Annotated in this window: 13 protein-coding genes and 2 pseudogenes; 1 reads left to right on the forward strand and 14 read right to left on the reverse strand. The window is 39.5% G+C overall.

Annotated features, from left to right (window positions below; all coding sequences use genetic code 11):
- Nucleotides 1-9: 9 nt before the first annotated feature.
- The 7 genes and pseudogenes from ATE34_RS11330 to eno form a co-directional block, all read right to left on the reverse strand.
- Nucleotides 10-558 (reverse strand): annotated as a pseudogene (locus ATE34_RS11330) (hypothetical protein).
- 88 nt (nucleotides 559-646) lie between these two features.
- Nucleotides 647-1,150, reverse strand: a complete 504-nt coding sequence (locus ATE34_RS03730; protein ID WP_002883158.1) for a hypothetical protein — start codon at nucleotides 1,148-1,150, stop codon at nucleotides 647-649.
- 283 nt (nucleotides 1,151-1,433) lie between these two features.
- A complete protein-coding gene (locus tag ATE34_RS03735) occupies nucleotides 1,434-1,976 on the reverse strand; it encodes a ClbS/DfsB family four-helix bundle protein (RefSeq protein ID WP_084911111.1) in 543 nt (180 codons plus the stop codon).
- A 127-nt stretch (nucleotides 1,977-2,103) separates the two neighbouring features.
- Nucleotides 2,104-3,017: pseudogene (locus ATE34_RS03740) on the reverse strand (peptidase).
- 184 nt (nucleotides 3,018-3,201) lie between these two features.
- Nucleotides 3,202-4,038, reverse strand: coding sequence for an AraC family transcriptional regulator (locus ATE34_RS03745; protein ID WP_084911112.1), 837 nt, complete (start codon nucleotides 4,036-4,038; stop codon nucleotides 3,202-3,204).
- Nucleotides 4,039-4,124: 86 nt separating this feature from the next.
- Entirely contained in the window at nucleotides 4,125-4,619 is a 495-nt protein-coding gene (locus ATE34_RS03750; protein WP_000031477.1) for a YkgJ family cysteine cluster protein, read from the reverse strand.
- A 175-nt stretch (nucleotides 4,620-4,794) separates the two neighbouring features.
- Nucleotides 4,795-6,099 carry a surface-displayed alpha-enolase gene (gene eno / locus ATE34_RS03755; RefSeq protein ID WP_000022823.1) on the reverse strand — a complete coding sequence of 435 codons (1,305 nt, stop codon included), beginning with the start codon at nucleotides 6,097-6,099 and terminating at the stop codon, nucleotides 4,795-4,797.
- 162 nt (nucleotides 6,100-6,261) lie between these two features.
- On the opposite strand from eno, the gene ATE34_RS03760 reads away from it, so the two are divergent.
- A complete protein-coding gene (locus ATE34_RS03760) occupies nucleotides 6,262-6,708 on the forward strand; it encodes a DUF1694 domain-containing protein (RefSeq protein WP_000131103.1) in 447 nt (148 codons plus the stop codon).
- On the opposite strand, the gene ATE34_RS03765 is transcribed toward ATE34_RS03760, so the two are convergent.
- From ATE34_RS03765 to ATE34_RS03795, 7 genes are all read right to left on the reverse strand, one after another.
- Nucleotides 6,705-7,820, reverse strand: coding sequence for a glycerate kinase (locus tag ATE34_RS03765; RefSeq protein ID WP_084911113.1), 1,116 nt, complete (start codon nucleotides 7,818-7,820; stop codon nucleotides 6,705-6,707). The genes ATE34_RS03760 and ATE34_RS03765 overlap by 4 nt on opposite strands.
- 9 nt (nucleotides 7,821-7,829) lie before the next feature.
- Nucleotides 7,830-8,474, reverse strand: a complete 645-nt coding sequence (serB, locus tag ATE34_RS03770) for a phosphoserine phosphatase SerB (RefSeq protein WP_084911114.1) — start codon at nucleotides 8,472-8,474, stop codon at nucleotides 7,830-7,832.
- Between the two features lie 61 nt (nucleotides 8,475-8,535).
- Nucleotides 8,536-9,969 carry a glycogen synthase GlgA gene (glgA, locus tag ATE34_RS03775; protein ID WP_061598358.1) on the reverse strand — a complete coding sequence of 478 codons (1,434 nt, stop codon included), beginning with the start codon at nucleotides 9,967-9,969 and terminating at the stop codon, nucleotides 8,536-8,538.
- The gene (glgD, locus tag ATE34_RS03780) at nucleotides 9,966-11,105 is read right to left on the reverse strand and encodes a glucose-1-phosphate adenylyltransferase subunit GlgD (protein ID WP_061598357.1); all 1,140 of its coding nucleotides are present in this window, start codon (nucleotides 11,103-11,105) and stop codon (nucleotides 9,966-9,968) included. Before glgD ends, glgA begins: the two co-directional genes overlap by 4 nt.
- A complete protein-coding gene (locus ATE34_RS03785) occupies nucleotides 11,095-12,237 on the reverse strand; it encodes a glucose-1-phosphate adenylyltransferase (protein ID WP_000787257.1) in 1,143 nt (380 codons plus the stop codon). The genes glgD and ATE34_RS03785 overlap by 11 nt, the downstream gene beginning before the upstream one ends.
- Nucleotides 12,238-12,395: 158 nt before the next feature.
- Nucleotides 12,396-14,291: a 1,4-alpha-glucan branching protein GlgB gene (gene glgB, locus ATE34_RS03790; RefSeq protein ID WP_061598356.1), complete on the reverse strand. Its 1,896-nt coding sequence runs from the start codon at nucleotides 14,289-14,291 to the stop codon at nucleotides 12,396-12,398.
- A 272-nt stretch (nucleotides 14,292-14,563) separates the two neighbouring features.
- Entirely contained in the window at nucleotides 14,564-15,988 is a 1,425-nt protein-coding gene (locus tag ATE34_RS03795; protein WP_061598355.1) for an NADP-dependent glyceraldehyde-3-phosphate dehydrogenase, read from the reverse strand.
- Between the last annotated feature and the right edge of the window lie 78 nt (nucleotides 15,989-16,066).

Consider the following 16,066-nt stretch of genomic DNA (forward strand, 5'->3'; position numbering starts at 1 on the left):
AACAAGTTACTAGTATTTATTAGGGAAATATTCTTTTCCCAACTGCCATAAGTACTGATCAATTTCTTTAAGATTAAATTCTTCTAATCCATAGTATTCTCTAAAAGCAATAATTATATTTTTAAATTTTTGATAATCTTTTAGGTCTGCATTCTTAAAGTTAAAAAATTTATCTGTTTTTCTAAAATATTTTAATACCTTTTCTACATAGCTATCATAAATAGGGTATTCGTTAGGATTATGATGAGAACAGTATTTGGTAGAAAAAGAATAAAACTTTCTAGTGACTCCATTAATAGTAACATTTTGAATTTCCTTGACTAAAGTTACATCACCTTGTCTCAACCTCTCATCAATTTTAAGACTTAGAATATGCTCTGCAACTGGATAAACTGAAAAAATATTGGTAAAAGCTCAAAAAATAATTTATCTAAAGCATCTTCTTGCAACTGATAATTTTTAAGATTTTTCCACGTTTTCAAGTATTTTCCTACTTCAATGGCTGACGGTTTAGATATAACAATATCTGATTTCTGTCTTCTTATAGTTAATTTGCATACTTACCTCACTTAAAGTAGTTGTTAAAATAATTGATAGATTTATTATAGCATATTACAAAACGAATGGGTAAACTCTTTATTCGTCTCTATCCCAACTCCTTGGCTATTCTGCTTTTTTCAAGTTTTCCCTTGGTAATTCGTTTCCATAAAACAAGAGGATTCAGACTATAGGATAAGCGTACGAGGAAATAATTAACCCATTCGATAAGAGCAAAAAGTTGTATCAATGTAGCTAAGATAGCCACTTGGAAACTCTGTGTATTCCAGACTATAAAAGGAAAGCCTGAAATAAGTAAAATAAGATCTAGTATTCTGAAACCACTATATAGTTTGGGGACACTACCGCTTCCGAACTGGGGATTCGACAGTCTTGTAATCAAAATCGCCCAATAGATTGAACCTTGAAGCAGTATAAATGTCAGTAAAGATAAAGGATAGAGAATGGTGACTAGACTCCTCCAATCACCAAGCCGATTTTTCAAAAGGAAAAAACACAACCAAAAGGATAGGATGGCTGCAAGTTCTCCCAAACAGAGGGACCCCAACTCTTTTCTAACTTTCTCTTTTTGTATGTTCATCATCTCCCCCATCTATCTATCATCTATATCAGAAAAAAGCCATTCGATCCATTTTCTAGTCAACATTTTTCAGAGTCAAGGCATTCTAAACGTCGAACAGTCCAATTACTCTAATATAAATGCAATTCTAAGTTTAGAATTGCATTTATATATATGTTTTAGATCTGTTCTAAATCTATGACAGCCTTAAATTTTAATTTTTGAAGGATTCTAAAGCTAAAATTGTTCAAAAATCACGAGAATGAAGCGATTCGAAGCTTAGAATAACCTTTGGTGAATTTCAATAGCACTTCAACTAGCTACTCTTACAATTTCTCTGATGAGCTTTGAGCTTTTTCAGAGCCCAATCATAGTGACTGGAGGTGCTACTGACAAAGTAGGAACCTAGACTTGTCCCACCCGTCCATTTATAGATACCTTTGGTAAAGAGTTGGTCATTGCTGAAGCCTTCCATCAACTCTAAAACCTCTTTATGTGATTGCTCTAGTAGCCTAGTCGCTTCTTCTAGAGACGTTTTCTGGTGCTTCTTCCAAATAGCGACATTCATTTCCCCATAAGTTTTCCAATTATAAGGTTCAGGGAGAAAAGGTCTTTCATGTCCCTTTTGATTAGAATGTACCCAAGTCAAAAGTAACTGATGCCATTCATAGAGATGGATCAGAACATCTCTTAGATTTTTATCTCTTTTCCAGTGAGCTTCTTTTTTCTTTTGGTCTTTTGAAAAATCAAAAGGAGTCTGTAGTTCCTCTTCACTTAATTTAGAGATAAAGTGATTGAGCTTTTCATAGTTTTCCTTAGAGGCTAACACTAGCTCCTCTTTCGTTCTTGGTCTAGGCATAGGAGTTCTCCCTTCATTTTCAAGTAGAATAAGCTATTTTCTTACTTCATTATACCACAATCAAAAAGCAGTTCTTCATTTTACGAAAAACTGCTTTTACTGACTAGTTATTTTATGCTTATAGTCACTAGTTTACATATAAATCTCTAAAGCGACCATCCACTTCAGCTATCTGATAGAGCAAGTGGGCTAGTTCTTGATAATCTTCTTTTAAACATGAAAGATGGGCTTGGCCAAATAAAGTAGCCAATTCCTCTTTTAATCTTGCTCCTTCGGAATCATGGTCTTTTAAGAACTTACTGAGGTAGAGATTTCGAACAGCAGCAAGTTTAAAGCTGAAATACTGATGCAATAGTTTTTGCTCTGTATTTAAGCCATTTTCAGCAACTGCTTTTGCATAACATTCCAATACACCTCTTTGTCCATCCAGATATCGGGTCTTCATAATCCTTGCTGTTTCTTGGTAGATTTCAGTCTGACTAGGAGTCTTGACCTTCTTAAAATTTCCCCACATGGAGTAAGCTCCTCGCTTATAGTCAATAGCCTCCGCCTTCCAAGCTTCTATAATGTCATTAAAAGTAACCTTCATACAGGCAAAACCAGCTGGATCATGCAAATAAAGGTACTGATCATCAATGCCATACACGGTTACGAAGTGATCCACACCATAAAGGATTGTGTGATTGGGATTGTAGGTCAGATGCCCCATATCAAGAGGTCCCAGTACGACAGGTCCATTGGACAGAAAGGTTTCCAACTTTCCTTTAACCTCTTCCAAATCTACTTCCGATCCATCCTTTAGATAGAAGTCCTCATAGTCAAACCCAAGTATTTTTAAGGAATGAGAGATGGAAAGATCTGGCATTCCATTATCAAAGAATACTAGAGGGTGCTGCTCATCTTCCTTTACGATACTAGCGCCTTCCCCATCGCCATGATTGCCTCTAAAAAATCTGCTTTAAAGTCATAACCATAGGCGTCGAGTGCCATTGCCAATGAATAGCTATAGCAAAGTGACACATCTCCAAAATACATCTGCATATTCATGCCTCCTTATCTTCTATGGGACTATTATACCGAGAAAACTATTCGCATGCCCCATTAAATCCAAACAAAAAATATGGGTATTTGTGATTTACGGACATGAATGTCAACAATTAAAAACTCTGTAAAAGATACCTTCTACAGAGTCAGCTTTCCATCTTTATAAAAAATAGAAAATTATCTAGTCCTTGCTTACTGGTATCCAGAGTTGCATTTGATAGTCTGGTGACGACATGTCTCCCTCGGTATAGACTTCAAAGTCTGGCGCTCCTGAGTGGCGATAGCCAGTTTCTGGGAAAAAAATCTCTAGAACATATTTCCAAGCATTGTGAATGCTAGCTGGTATAGGAACTTTGACTGGGACGATAGCATATTCAGCTGCTGGGATATCTTTGATGGACAGACCTAGTTCTTCTGCTTTAGTTTTATCCGTCACATCATAAGCAGCCATATAGTTGATGATTTCGCCTTCTTTGACATCCGAGCAGACGCCAAAGGATTGGCCACTACCCAAACCTTCTAGCATTTCAAAACTGTGATGGGCATAGAGTTGATCCCAAGCAGACGGGCATTTGCTATTGTCAATAGCTTCCAATAGGACGCCTGCCACGATAAATGCAGGCTTCTTTTGAATCTTGATATCCATGTTCTTTCCTCCTGTGATTTTTAAGGATAATTGAAGCTTAGGAAAGACCCGATAAGGTTTTCCATTTCGAACTTCTGAGGGAGTTGCACCATGGAATTTCTTGAAAGCTGCGCTAAAGGCATCCGCAGACTCATAGCCGTATTTGAGTGCTATATCAATAACTTTCTCAGAGCTTTCCCGCAAGTCTGTCACAGCTTCTGACAGCCTGCGATTGCGCAAATATTCTGCTAAAGTCGTATCTGCTAGGATGGAAAAGAGCCTGCTAAAGAGAGCATAAGAATAGCCCGATAGCTGCTGGAATTTCTGCAAATCCACTTCTGCGTCCAACTTGCTTTCCAGATATTCCATGGTTCGATTGAATTGATGCATCATATTCTTTTTCACCTCCTGATTAAAGTCTAACAGATATCAGATACTTCCGCCCCAGAATCTTTGTACAAGATTTAAAGGTTCAATTTTTACAACTTCCCCTTTAATTTCTCAACAAAGAGATAGGCTGCTGGGCAGGTCAAAGTATTTTTGATTGTCAGATGATTAATTTGATAAATCTTCTTACGATCTGTATGAGGGAACTCGCGGCAAGCCTTTGGTCGAACGTCGTAGATGGAGCAGAGATTATCTCCTCCTAGAAAGGGGCAAGGCATGGATTTGAAAACCTTATCTCCATCTTCATCAACTTGTAAAAACTCTGCTTCAAAGGCTGGTAATTTCATCTTAAAGTACTTAGCAATACGGGTAATATCGGCTTCCTTAAAGTCAGGCCCCAATGTCTTGCAACAGTTCGCGCAGGCAGTACAATCAATCTCAGCAAAAACTTCTTGGTGAATCTGCTGGGCAATCTTATCTAAGTTTTTAGGAGGTTTTTTCTTTAGATTAGCTAACACTTTGCGGTGCTCCTTCTGCTTTTGCAGTGCTAGTTGGTGGTAGTACTCAATATCAATCTCTTTAGACATAATTTCTTCCTAATACAAATGTTTTTGTCTATTATACCATAAACTCTGCCCCCTTTTTTCCCTCTGAATAGAAAAAAGCCCTTCGGAATAAATCCGGAGGGCTTAAAACGTTGTTAAATCAACGACCGAACTTTTGAATTTCAAGGTTCGGGATAAAATAGTTCACTGAACTATTTTATTTTTTCAAGTTGTAGAATGATTTCAATCCACGGTATTCAGCTACTTCACCAAGTTGGTCTTCAATACGAAGCAATTGGTTGTATTTAGCAATACGGTCTGTACGTGAAAGTGAACCAGTCTTGATTTGTCCTGCGTTAGTTGCAACTGCGATGTCAGCGATTGTTGAATCTTCAGTTTCACCTGAACGGTGTGATACAACAGCAGTGTAACCAGCTTCTTTCGCCATTTCAATAGCGTCGAATGTTTCAGTAAGAGTACCGATTTGGTTAACTTTGATAAGGATTGAGTTAGCAGCACCTTCTGCAATACCTTTTTCAAGGTAAGAAGTGTTTGTTACGAAGAAGTCGTCACCAACCAATTGAACTTTACCACCAAGACGTTCAGTAAGAGCTTTCCAACCGTCCCAGTCGTTTTCATCCATACCATCTTCGATAGTGATGATTGGGTATTTGTTTACCAATTCTTCAAGGTAGTCGATTTGTTCTGCAGCAGTACGTACAGCAGCGCCTTCACCTTCAAATTTAGTGTAGTCGTAAACTTTACGTTCTTCATCATAGAATTCTGATGAAGCACAGTCAAATCCGATAAATACGTCTTTACCAGGAACATATCCAGCAGCTTCGATTGCAGCAAGGATAGTTTCGACACCGTCTTCAGTTCCTTCGAAACGAGGAGCGAATCCACCTTCGTCACCTACGGCTGTTTCCAAACCACGTGATTTAAGGATTTTCTTAAGAGCGTGGAAGATTTCAGCACCCCAACGAAGAGCTTCTTTGAATGTTGGTGCACCAGCAGGTACGATCATGAATTCTTGGAAAGCGATTGGAGCGTCAGAGTGAGAACCACCGTTGATGATGTTCATCATTGGAGTTGGAAGAACTTTAGTGTTGAATCCACCAAGGTAGCTGTAAAGTGGGATTTCAAGGTAGTCAGCAGCAGCACGAGCTACAGCGATAGACACACCAAGAATTGCGTTTGCACCCAATTTACCTTTGTTAGGAGTACCGTCAAGTGCGATCATAGCACGGTCGATAGCTTGTTGGTCACGTACATCGTAGCCGATGATAGCTTCAGCGATGATGTTGTTTACGTTGTCAACAGCTTTTTGTGTACCAAGACCACCGTAACGAGATTTGTCACCGTCGCGAAGTTCAACTGCTTCGTGTTCACCAGTAGAAGCTCCTGATGGAACCATACCACGTCCGAAAGCACCTGATTCAGTATAAACTTCTACCTCAAGTGTTGGGTTACCGCGTGAGTCTAGGACTTCGCGAGCGTAAACATCAGTAATAATTGACATTTTTTACTCTCCTTTGAGTTAAATTTTTTACACCTCTATGATACCTTAAAAATAAGCGTTTTTCAAGAAAAAACGTTATCTTTGTGCAAATTTTCCTTAACTTTATAAAGTAATCGCTTTCTTTTGTCTGTTTTCATGCGATTTTTGTGATATACTGTTTTTATGACAGATTTATCAAAACAACTACTAGAAAAAGCTCATGGCGGGCCGAAATTAAACCCTGACGAACAACGCCGCTACCTCGGTACTTTCGAGGAAAGAGTTCTTGGATACGCGGATGTTGAGACGGCCAATAGCCTTCAACTCCAAAAAGGATTTTTAACGATTTTGGAAAACTTTCAAGAAAAGACAGAGAGTCTTTTTGTGAAGATTTCGCCAAATATCGAGTTTGACAAACAAGTATTCTACTTAAAGGAAGCTAAGGAAACCAATAGTCAAGCAACGATTGTATCAGAGGAACACACTTCTTCACCTTTTGGCTTAGTTATCCATTCAAATGAACCCGTTCAAGTGGATGAAAAGGATCTTCGACTGGCTTTTCCAAGCCTCTGGGAGGTTAAACAGGATGAACCAGTTAAAAAATCCATCTGGAAAAAATGGTTAGGTTAATCCTTCCTCATATTTAATAAATGACCGATATTAGTAGCTGTGTGCTCCAAATAGAGACTTGCATTTTTCAAACTATTCTCTAAAGGTTCACATTTCTCTAAAATGGAAAAGGCAGCTTCTATATTTTCAAATGGTAGGGGAGGCAAATCGTCAGCAAGACTACCACAAATAGCAATAACTGGAACTCTGTTAGGGGTTCTTTTGGCTACGCCGATAGGAGCTTTTCCAGCAAAGCTTTGACTGTCCAGTCTGCCTTCTCCAACGATAACCAAGTCGGCACCTGCAACTTTCTTGTCAAAGTCTATCAAATCCAAGCAAGTATCAATCCCAGATACGATACAGGCCTTAGCAAAGGCACAGAGTCCAGCAGCAATACCGCCACCTGCCCCTGCTCCTTTAAGAAATAGGGTAGAAGGCGATAATTTTTCATAGAACCGCTGCATAGCCAGATCTACTGTCTCAAATAAAGCAGGATCCAAGCCCTTTTGTTTTCCAAATGTATAGGTCGCTCCTTGATGACCACATAAAGGGCTCACGACATCTGCTAAAATGCGAATTTTCACATCTTCAGGAATCCTATACAACTCACTGTCTGAAACTGACTCGAACTCAAGCAAAGTCTGACCGCAAGCTGGTAATTCCTTTCCATTCTTATCATAAAAACAATAACCCAGACCAGCAGCAATGCCTATCCCACCGTCATTACTAGCCGTACCGCCAACGCCGACATAGATATCTTTCATTCCTTGATCAATGAGATGGCGAATCAATTCTCCGATACCGCTAGTTTGGATGTGGAGAGGGTTTCGTTTCTCCTGCGGAATCTTTCCAAGACCAACCAAGTCAGCAACTTCGAAGAGCGCTATTTGATCTTTTTGAAAATAGCGCATTGATTCTTTTAGCCCAAAAGGCCCCGTCACCTCTTGCCATTTTTCTTCGAGATTAAGAGAATGGCGAATAGCATCTACAGTTCCTTCCCCACCATCACCAACAGGACAGAGCAGACATTCTACATCCGATATTGACTGTTCGAAGCCTTTTTTTATAGCTTGAGCGACATCTTCTGCTGTCAAACTTTCTTTAAAAGAATCAGGTGCGATTACAATTTTCATAGTTCCCTCTCATTCTAAGAAATCAATCAAAGGAAGAACTTCCAAAAAATCCCTCGTATCTACATGACAAGCTATCTCTGCTTTTACGACCTCTTTGGCACAAAAGGCTATACCGTGGCCTGCTGTCTTTAACATCAAGAGGTCATTGGCACCATCACCGATAGCAATCGTTCTTTCTTTGGGTAGTTCTAATTCCTTTCTCCATTTCTCAAGAGTAGCATTTTTTACTTGACCTGTCACAATTTCACCAACTAATTTTCCTGTTAAAAAACCGTCTTTGACTTCCAACTGGTTAGCAGAGAAATAGGAGATACCAAGGGATTTTGCTAATCTCTCAACGATTGGTGTAAAGCCACCAGACACTAAACCGACGAGGATGCCATTCTTTTGGAGAATGGAGATAAATTCTTGAGCATTCTTGGACAGGTGAATGGATTTGAAGACAGTATCAAAGACTGAAATTGGAAGACCTTTTAACAAAGCCACTCTTGCTCTTAAACTTGTTTTAAAATCCAGTTCACCTCGCATTGCCTGGCTTGTAATTTGCGAAATTTCGGCTTCGCAACCTGCTTCTCTTCCTAAAAGATCAATCACTTCCTCTGCTATCAGGGTGCCATCAACATCCATGACACAGAGCCCTTTTACTTGAGTCATCACTTCTCCTCTTTTCTAAACAGCCCAAAAATCGTATGAAAGAATCATACGATTTTATCTATTAGTTGACTAAACTATGGTACAAGTCCAGGTAAGATTTGCAGGCTGTATCCCATGAGAAATCACATTCCATAGCTTGTTTTTGTAGATTTTTCCAAACGTCCGGCTGGTACTTATAAACATCCAAGGCTGTTTGAAAACTCCAGTTAAGCCAGTATGGTGTTAAATTGTCGAAGCTAAATCCAGTACCAGTTCCTTCGATCGGATTGAAGGATTGAACTGTATCTCTTAGTCCACCCACTTCATGAACCAATGGTAGTGTTCCATAACGCATCGCCATCATTTGAGACAAGCCACATGGTTCAAAACGACTTGGCATGAGGAAGAGATCACAAGCTGCGTATATTTCTTGAGCGAGCTTGACGTCAAAAGTGATATTTGCTGATAGTTTGTCAGGATAGACTTGCGCAAACCAGGAGAAGGAATGTTCAAAAGCCGGGTCACCTGTTCCTAAAAGGACTATTTGAACGTCCTCTTGTAAGAAACGATGCAAGCTCTCTACAACAACATCAAAGCCTTTTTGACGGGTCAAACGAGAGACAATCCCAACTAGAGGAACATCTGCTCGGACAGGTAACCCAACTCTCTCTTGCAATTTTGCTTTATTTTGTGCTTTTCCAGACAAATCTTCCTTATCAAAATGATAATCTAAAAGTGGGTCTGTTTGAGGATTATAAAGATCTGCGTCAATACCATTGACAATACCTGAAACCTTACCTGACTCCATGCGAAGAATCTGGTCCAAACCGCAACCAAACTGACTGGTCATAATCTCATGTGCATAGCTAGGAGAAACGGTTGAGACACGATCCGCGTATAGGATACCAGCCTTCATCCAGTTAAGGCAATCATTCCAGCGAAGGGTTCCATCAGCATAGCGTTCAAATCCAACACCAAACAAATCCCACAACATTCCTTCAGAAAATTGACCTTGAAATTCCAAATTATGAATAGTCAAGACAGTACGAATTCCGTTGTAGGCTTGAATCCATCGGTATTTTTCCTTCAAAAGGAAAGGGATCATGGCAGTGTGGTAATCGTGCGCGTGTAAGATATCTGGAATGAAATCAACTCGTTCCATAGCTTCTATAGCAGCAAGTTGGAAGAAGGCAAAGCGTTCCCCATCATCGAAATCTCCGTATACATGACCACGGAAGAAATAATACTGATTGTCAATGAAGTAGAAGGTAACACCATTCAGGACTGTTTTCTTAATACCACAGTACTGTCTACGCCATCCCACACTCACTTCAAAGTGAAGAACATCCTCAATCTGATCACCAAACTTAGCCTCCACCATATCATAGTAGGGTAGGAAAACAGCAACTTCATGCCCTGCCTTTACCAGTGATTTAGGAAGAGCGCCAATAACGTCTCCCAAACCACCTGTTTTTGAAAAGGGTGCACCCTCTGCTGCTACAAATAAAATTTTCATGAATGAATATCCTCTGTTACTTTTTCGCCTTTTTTGACTACGACTGGATGTTCAGCAGTTCCTCGAATCACAACACCGTCAGCAACTTCAACTCCCTTATCCAAGATAGCATACTCTACCTGGGCGCCTTGGCCAATGATAACTCGAGGGAAGAGAATGCTGTCTTTCACCACACTATCTTTGTGAACATAAATGTTACGAGATAGGACTGACTGAACTACTTCACCCTCAATGATACTACCAGAGGCAAACTGAGAAGTACTTACTTTTGAAGTATTTGCATAGTAGGTTGGTTCTTCATTCTTAACCTTGGTATAAATCTTTTGGTTAGGTGAGAAGAGAGAGTAGAATTTTTGAGATTCCAACATATCAATATTGGCTTGATAATAGGATTGAACGGAGTGAATATTGGCTAGATAGCCCGTGTATTCGTAAGCAAAAGCACCTTCTTTTACAGCTAAATCGCGGAGTACATAGCGTAATTTTTCTGGATATTCTTTTTGAACTTCTTCTTCAAGTCGTTCAATCAACCACGGAGTATCAACGACGAATATATCTGTAGACATGTTGAAAAGTTCATCTGTTGATTTGGCATCAAAAAGTTTATGAGAAAGAACATGGTCTGTTTCATCCACTTCCAAGATGGCATTAACATCTGAAATATCCTTTTTAGGTAATTTCTTATAAACAACTGTAATCGGACGACCGGCAGTAGTATGTAAATGGAATACTTGATTGAGGTCAATATTCACCACGATATCACAGTTAAGTGCAACCGTCTGATTTGATCCTGAACGTTTCAAATAAGTGAGAAGCTGTTGGTAATATTCTTTCCCAACTGTGCTACTTTCAACACTCGTATTATAAATACCTAGATAGTAGTGGCTGAGAAGGGTAGATAAGCCCCACTCACGTCCTGAACGAATGTGGTCAAAGACTGAACTGATATTGTCTTGTTGGAAAATTCCAAAGACACTACGAACACCAGCATTTGCAAGGCTAGAAAGAGGGAAATCAATTAAACGATATTTTGCTCCAAATGGCAAGCTAGCCACCGGACGGTGTTCTGTTAACGTTGACATATCATGAAAACCAACTGTGTTTCCTAAAATGGCTGAATATTTATCAATCTTCATCTGATGCTACCCCCACTACTTCATTGTATCCTACTACTTGTACTTCGTCTGTTCCATCAATTTCGACACCTTCAGAAATAACAGCACCCTCACCAATAATGGCACGTTTAATTTTTGCACCTTTTCCGATAATGGCACCACTCATGATTACAGAGTCTACTACTTCAGCACCCTCACGTACTTGCGCTTCTGTTGAGAGAATAGAATGCTTAACAGTTCCATCCACGAGACAGCCATCCACAACTAAAGAATCTTCTACATGAGCGTGTTTTCCAATAAAGTTTGGTGGTGAAATCAAGTTCCGTGAGTAGATTTTCCACTGACGATCACGACTATCCAAAGCGTTGTTTGGATCAATGTATTCCATATTTGCTTCCCATAGAGACTCGATAGTACCAACGTCTTTCCAGTAGCCTTTGAATTCATAAGCATAGACGCTTTCTCCAGACTCAAGGTAATTTGGAATAACGTTTTTACCAAAGTCTGACATATCTACCTTGTTCTTTTCAGCGGCTACTAGCATGTTGCGGAGACGTTTCCAATCAAAAATATAAATCCCCATTGAAGCCTTTGTAGACTTAGGTTGAGCAGGTTTTTCTTCAAATTCAACGATACGGTTATTGGCATCTGTATTCATGATACCAAAACGGCTAGCTTCCTTTAGAGGTACGTCTAGAACAGCTACAGTCAGACTGGCATTGTTATCCTTATGTGATTGGAGCATATCATCGTAGTCCATCTTGTAGATATGGTCACCAGAAAGGATCAAAACATACTCAGGATTAATACTATCAATGTAGTCGATATTTTGGTAGATAGCGTGACTGGTTCCTTCAAACCAACGGTTTCCCTCACTCGCAGAGTAGGGTTGAAGGATAGAAACACCTGTGTTAATACCATCTAGTCCCCAGCTAGAACCATTCCCAATATGGTTGTTCAAAGCAAGAGGTTGGTACTGCGTAATCACACCAACATTATGGATTCCAGAGTTTGCACAGTTGGAAAGAGCAAAGTCAATGATACGGTAGCGCCCACCGAATTGCACTGCCGGTTTGGCAATGCTTTGAGTGAGTTTTCCGAGACGAGTTCCTTGCCCACCCGCAAGGATCAAAGCTAGCATTTCATTCTTCATTTTCTACTCCTTTATAAAGACATGTGAACGTTAAAATCGAAAGAAGGTCGGAAGTCAAACTTTTTTATAAAAATAATAGGAAATCCATTTCTCTTGTGTTTCAAGTCCAATACAAGTACATCCGTTTTTAAAATCTAAAAAATATAATCAACAGCCTGCTATTCTTTTTTCTTAGCTGGTTTCAAACGACGCTTGATCTTCCAAATGCTTGCTCCCATAGCAGGCAGGGTGAAGGTCAAAGTCTGCTCGTAATCTTTCCATAAGCCTTCTTGAGTCTGAACTGTTTGATTGTGTTCTTTCCACACACCTCCCCATTCTTCTAATTCTGTATTCCAAACTTCTTCGTAAATACCTGCAACAGGTAACCCAATCGTAAAGTCTTTACGTTCAACTGGTGCCATATTAAAGACACAGACTAACATTTCGTCCTTCTTTCCCTTACGAATAAAGGAGAGAACACTCTGGTCTCTATTATCCGCATCAATGATTTCAATGCCGTCATAACTAGTATCAATTTCCCAAAGACAGCGATGTTCTTTATAGAATTGATTTAGTTGAGAAGTGAAATGCTTCATCTTGGCATTCATTGGATCTTCTAGATTGGACCATTCCAACTGCTCCTCAGACTTCCATTCTAGGAATTGCCCGTACTCACTACCCATGAACAAGAGTTTCTTACCTGGATGACAAATTTGATAGGTGTAGAGATTACGCAGACCAGCGAACTGATTGTAGCGATCTCCCCACATCTTATGCATCATACTCTTCTTGCCATGAACCACTTCATCATGTGAGAAAGGTAGGAGATAGTTTTCATTGAAAACATACATGAAGCTGAAGGTCACAAGATTAAAATCATACTTGCGATAAATTGGATCTTCCTCGTAGAAACGGAGAATATCGTTCATCCAGCCCATATTCCATTTATAGTCAAAGCCAAGACCACCCATTTCTTTCATGCCAGTAATCTTTGTTGCTGATGAACTTTCTTCTGCAATCATCATGATATCTGGATGAGCTAACTTGATCACTGTGTTTAAACGTTGAAGGAAATAATAACCTTCATAGTTAAGGTTTCCACCGTCTTTGTTTGGAGTCCAAGGAGCATTATCATAATCTAGGTAAAGCATATTGCTCACTGCATCGACCCGAATACCATCTAAGTGGTAAAAATCAATCCAAAATTTAATACTTGAAATCAAGAAAGACTGGACCTCATTTTTCCCGAGGTCAAAATTCAACGCACCCCATCCATAGTTGTGAGCCTTGTTGTGATCTTGGTATTCAAAAGTTGGTGTGCCGTCATAATATGCTAATGCATCATCATTAATAGTGAAATGGCCTGGCACCCAGTCTACGATAACACCGATATTATTTATATGACACTCTTCAACGAAATCTTGGAATTCCTCAGGTCTGCCATAGGAATGTTCAAAAGCAAAGTAACCCATAAGCTGATAGCCCCAGCTCAAGCCAAGTGGGTGAGCCATTAAAGGCATGAACTCAATATGTGTATAGTTCATCTCAACTAAGTATGGAATCAACTCGTCTTTCAGCTGCGAAAAAGTATAGGGACTACCGTCTGGATTTCTCTTCCAAGATCCTGCATGGGCCTCGTATATATTAACTGGTCTCTCGAAAAATCCCAAACGTTTGCGACGTGCTAGCCAAAGACCATCTTTCCATTTCTTTTCACGGATATTGGTCAGAACTGCTCCTGTACCCGGTCTAGCTTCAAAATAAACTGCCAACGGATCAATCTTCATAATCTGGTGACCATTTGCACGCGTGATATGATATTTATAAATCTGACCTTCCTGAGCCTGACTAGTAAAGACTTCCCAAACACCTGCTTCATTACGAACCATAGGAATTTGATTCTCGACCCAATTAGTAAAATCCCCAACTAGATGAACTGCTTGTGCATTTGGTGCCCAAACCCTAAAGGTATAGCCTATTTCTCCGTTTTTCTCCTCTCTATGTGCTCCTAAATAATGCTGGAGGTGAAAGTTTTCACCTGTAGTAAAGGTTCTTAATGCTTCTTGATTATTCATTCGATCCCCTCTCTTTTGTAAGCGTTTTCTATGATTCTATTATACACTCTTTTAAGATAACTTTCAAGTAATTTACGAAGAAAATCATATTTTTTTATGAAACTCTTCAAAAAATTACCGAGCATTTTAAAAAAGATATCTCGAAAATAGAATACGAAACAATTTCCATATATTTTTTTATTATAATACCAGAATATTCGTTTTTTAACAATTTTAAACTGTATTTTTTTGAAAAAAATAAAATCAGGAAATCGATTTCCTGATTTTATATATTATTTTACATCAAATACAATGGATTTAACATTTGTCATCGCTTCGATACTATATTTAATTCCTTGCACTCCTGCTCCAGAACCTTTTACACCAAGGAATGGGAAATTATCTGGTCCGCGTTGTGTTTTATTATTAATATGAACGGTTCCCACTTCAAGTTTCTCAGCGATTTCAAATGCCTTCTTAAAGTCATTTGTAAAGACAGAGGATTGAAGACCAAACTCAGATTCATTGGCAATTGCTACTGCTTCATTCGCATCTGCGACACGAATAATTGGTAGAACAGGTCCAAACGGTTCCTCCCATGCCACTTTCATATCTTTTGTAACTTGGTCAAAAAGCACTGGCCATAGAAGATTGCCTTCACGCTTGATTGGTGTAAGAGCCCTAGCGCCTTTTTCTTGTGCATCTTCAATCAATCCCCAGATGAAATCAGCTGAAGCATTGTCAATAACAGGTGTGATATCAGCATTGTCAAATGGATCACCGACTGTTAGCTTAGCAACTTTAGCCTGGAGCAATTCGGCTAACTTGTCTGCTACGCTTTCTACAACTAAGACACGTTTGATAGCGGTACAGCGCTGACCAGAGTAGCTAAATGCACCACCTACGATTTGATTGGCTGCATTTTCCAAATCTGCATCTTCTATAACGATTGCTGCATCTTTCCCGCCAAGCTCCAGCATAACTGGGCGCATACCAGCTAAACGACCGATACGCTCACCAATCGGTGTTGAACCTGTAAAGTTAATGAAGTTCACTTCCTTGTGTTCGATGATGTAGTCTCCGATCTCAGAACCACGTCCAGTGATGGTGTTAAAGACACCTGCTGGAATTCCGGCTTCGTCAAATGCTTTAGCTAGCAAGAGACCAGAAATAGATCCTTGCGTTGGTGGTTTAAACATAACAACATTCCCTGCAATCAAAGCCGGAGCAATCTTGGATCCAGAAAGGTTGACTGGGTAGTTAAATGGCGCAATAGCTAAGACAACTCCAACTGGCTCACGACGGACAACGGCTAGTTTGTTTTTACTTGCAGCTTCAAAACCGCCACCTTCCATCGCTTGTCCAGTAATACGGATACCTTCCTCAGCAGCAAAACGGATCAAATCTGCTGTACGTACTACTTCTCCAATGGCTGCTTTAATCCCTTTTGCAACCTCTTTGGCAAGAATTGTACCAATTTTTTCTTTATCACGTTCTAAAATATCTGCTGTCTTATGTAAATAGGCTGCACGCTCAACGGGTGCTAAATCACGCCACGCAGGGAGAGCTGCACGCGCAGCTTTCATAGCCTCATCTACTTCAGCCTGACTCATAGCTGGTACCGTGCCTAGTTTTTCTTGATTGATAGGAGAATAGATCGTAATCTCGTTCTCTGATAATTTCCATTTTCCATTCACTAAATTCTGATAATTTGTCAAATTCTCTTCCTCCCGAAAATGATTAAAACTTATTTTATCAAATTTTCAGAAAATTACAACCCTTTTTGCGAAAATATT

Origin of the sequence: Streptococcus oralis subsp. tigurinus, from assembly GCF_002093545.1 — a bacterium.
Taxonomy (GTDB): Bacteria; Bacillota; Bacilli; order Lactobacillales; family Streptococcaceae; genus Streptococcus; species Streptococcus oralis_C.

Excerpts from the sequence above, each read along its gene's own strand:
- ATE34_RS03730 (WP_002883158.1), bottom strand. The coding sequence starts at position 1,150 with ATGGGGGAGATGATGAACATACAAAAAGAGAAAGTTAGAAAAGAGTTG.
- ATE34_RS03735 (WP_084911111.1), bottom strand. The coding sequence starts at position 1,976 with ATGCCTAGACCAAGAACGAAAGAGGAGCTAGTGTTAGCCTCTAAGGAA.
- ATE34_RS03745 (WP_084911112.1), bottom strand. The coding sequence starts at position 4,038 with ATGATGCATCAATTCAATCGAACCATGGAATATCTGGAAAGCAAGTTG.
- ATE34_RS03750 (WP_000031477.1), bottom strand. The coding sequence starts at position 4,619 with ATGTCTAAAGAGATTGATATTGAGTACTACCACCAACTAGCACTGCAA.
- eno (WP_000022823.1), bottom strand. The coding sequence starts at position 6,099 with ATGTCAATTATTACTGATGTTTACGCTCGCGAAGTCCTAGACTCACGC.
- ATE34_RS03760 (WP_000131103.1), top strand. The coding sequence starts at position 6,262 with ATGACAGATTTATCAAAACAACTACTAGAAAAAGCTCATGGCGGGCCG.
- ATE34_RS03765 (WP_084911113.1), bottom strand. The coding sequence starts at position 7,820 with ATGAAAATTGTAATCGCACCTGATTCTTTTAAAGAAAGTTTGACAGCA.
- serB (WP_084911114.1), bottom strand. The coding sequence starts at position 8,474 with ATGACTCAAGTAAAAGGGCTCTGTGTCATGGATGTTGATGGCACCCTG.
- glgA (WP_061598358.1), bottom strand. The coding sequence starts at position 9,969 with ATGAAAATTTTATTTGTAGCAGCAGAGGGTGCACCCTTTTCAAAAACA.
- glgD (WP_061598357.1), bottom strand. The coding sequence starts at position 11,105 with ATGAAGATTGATAAATATTCAGCCATTTTAGGAAACACAGTTGGTTTT.
- ATE34_RS03785 (WP_000787257.1), bottom strand. The coding sequence starts at position 12,237 with ATGAAGAATGAAATGCTAGCTTTGATCCTTGCGGGTGGGCAAGGAACT.
- glgB (WP_061598356.1), bottom strand. The coding sequence starts at position 14,291 with ATGAATAATCAAGAAGCATTAAGAACCTTTACTACAGGTGAAAACTTT.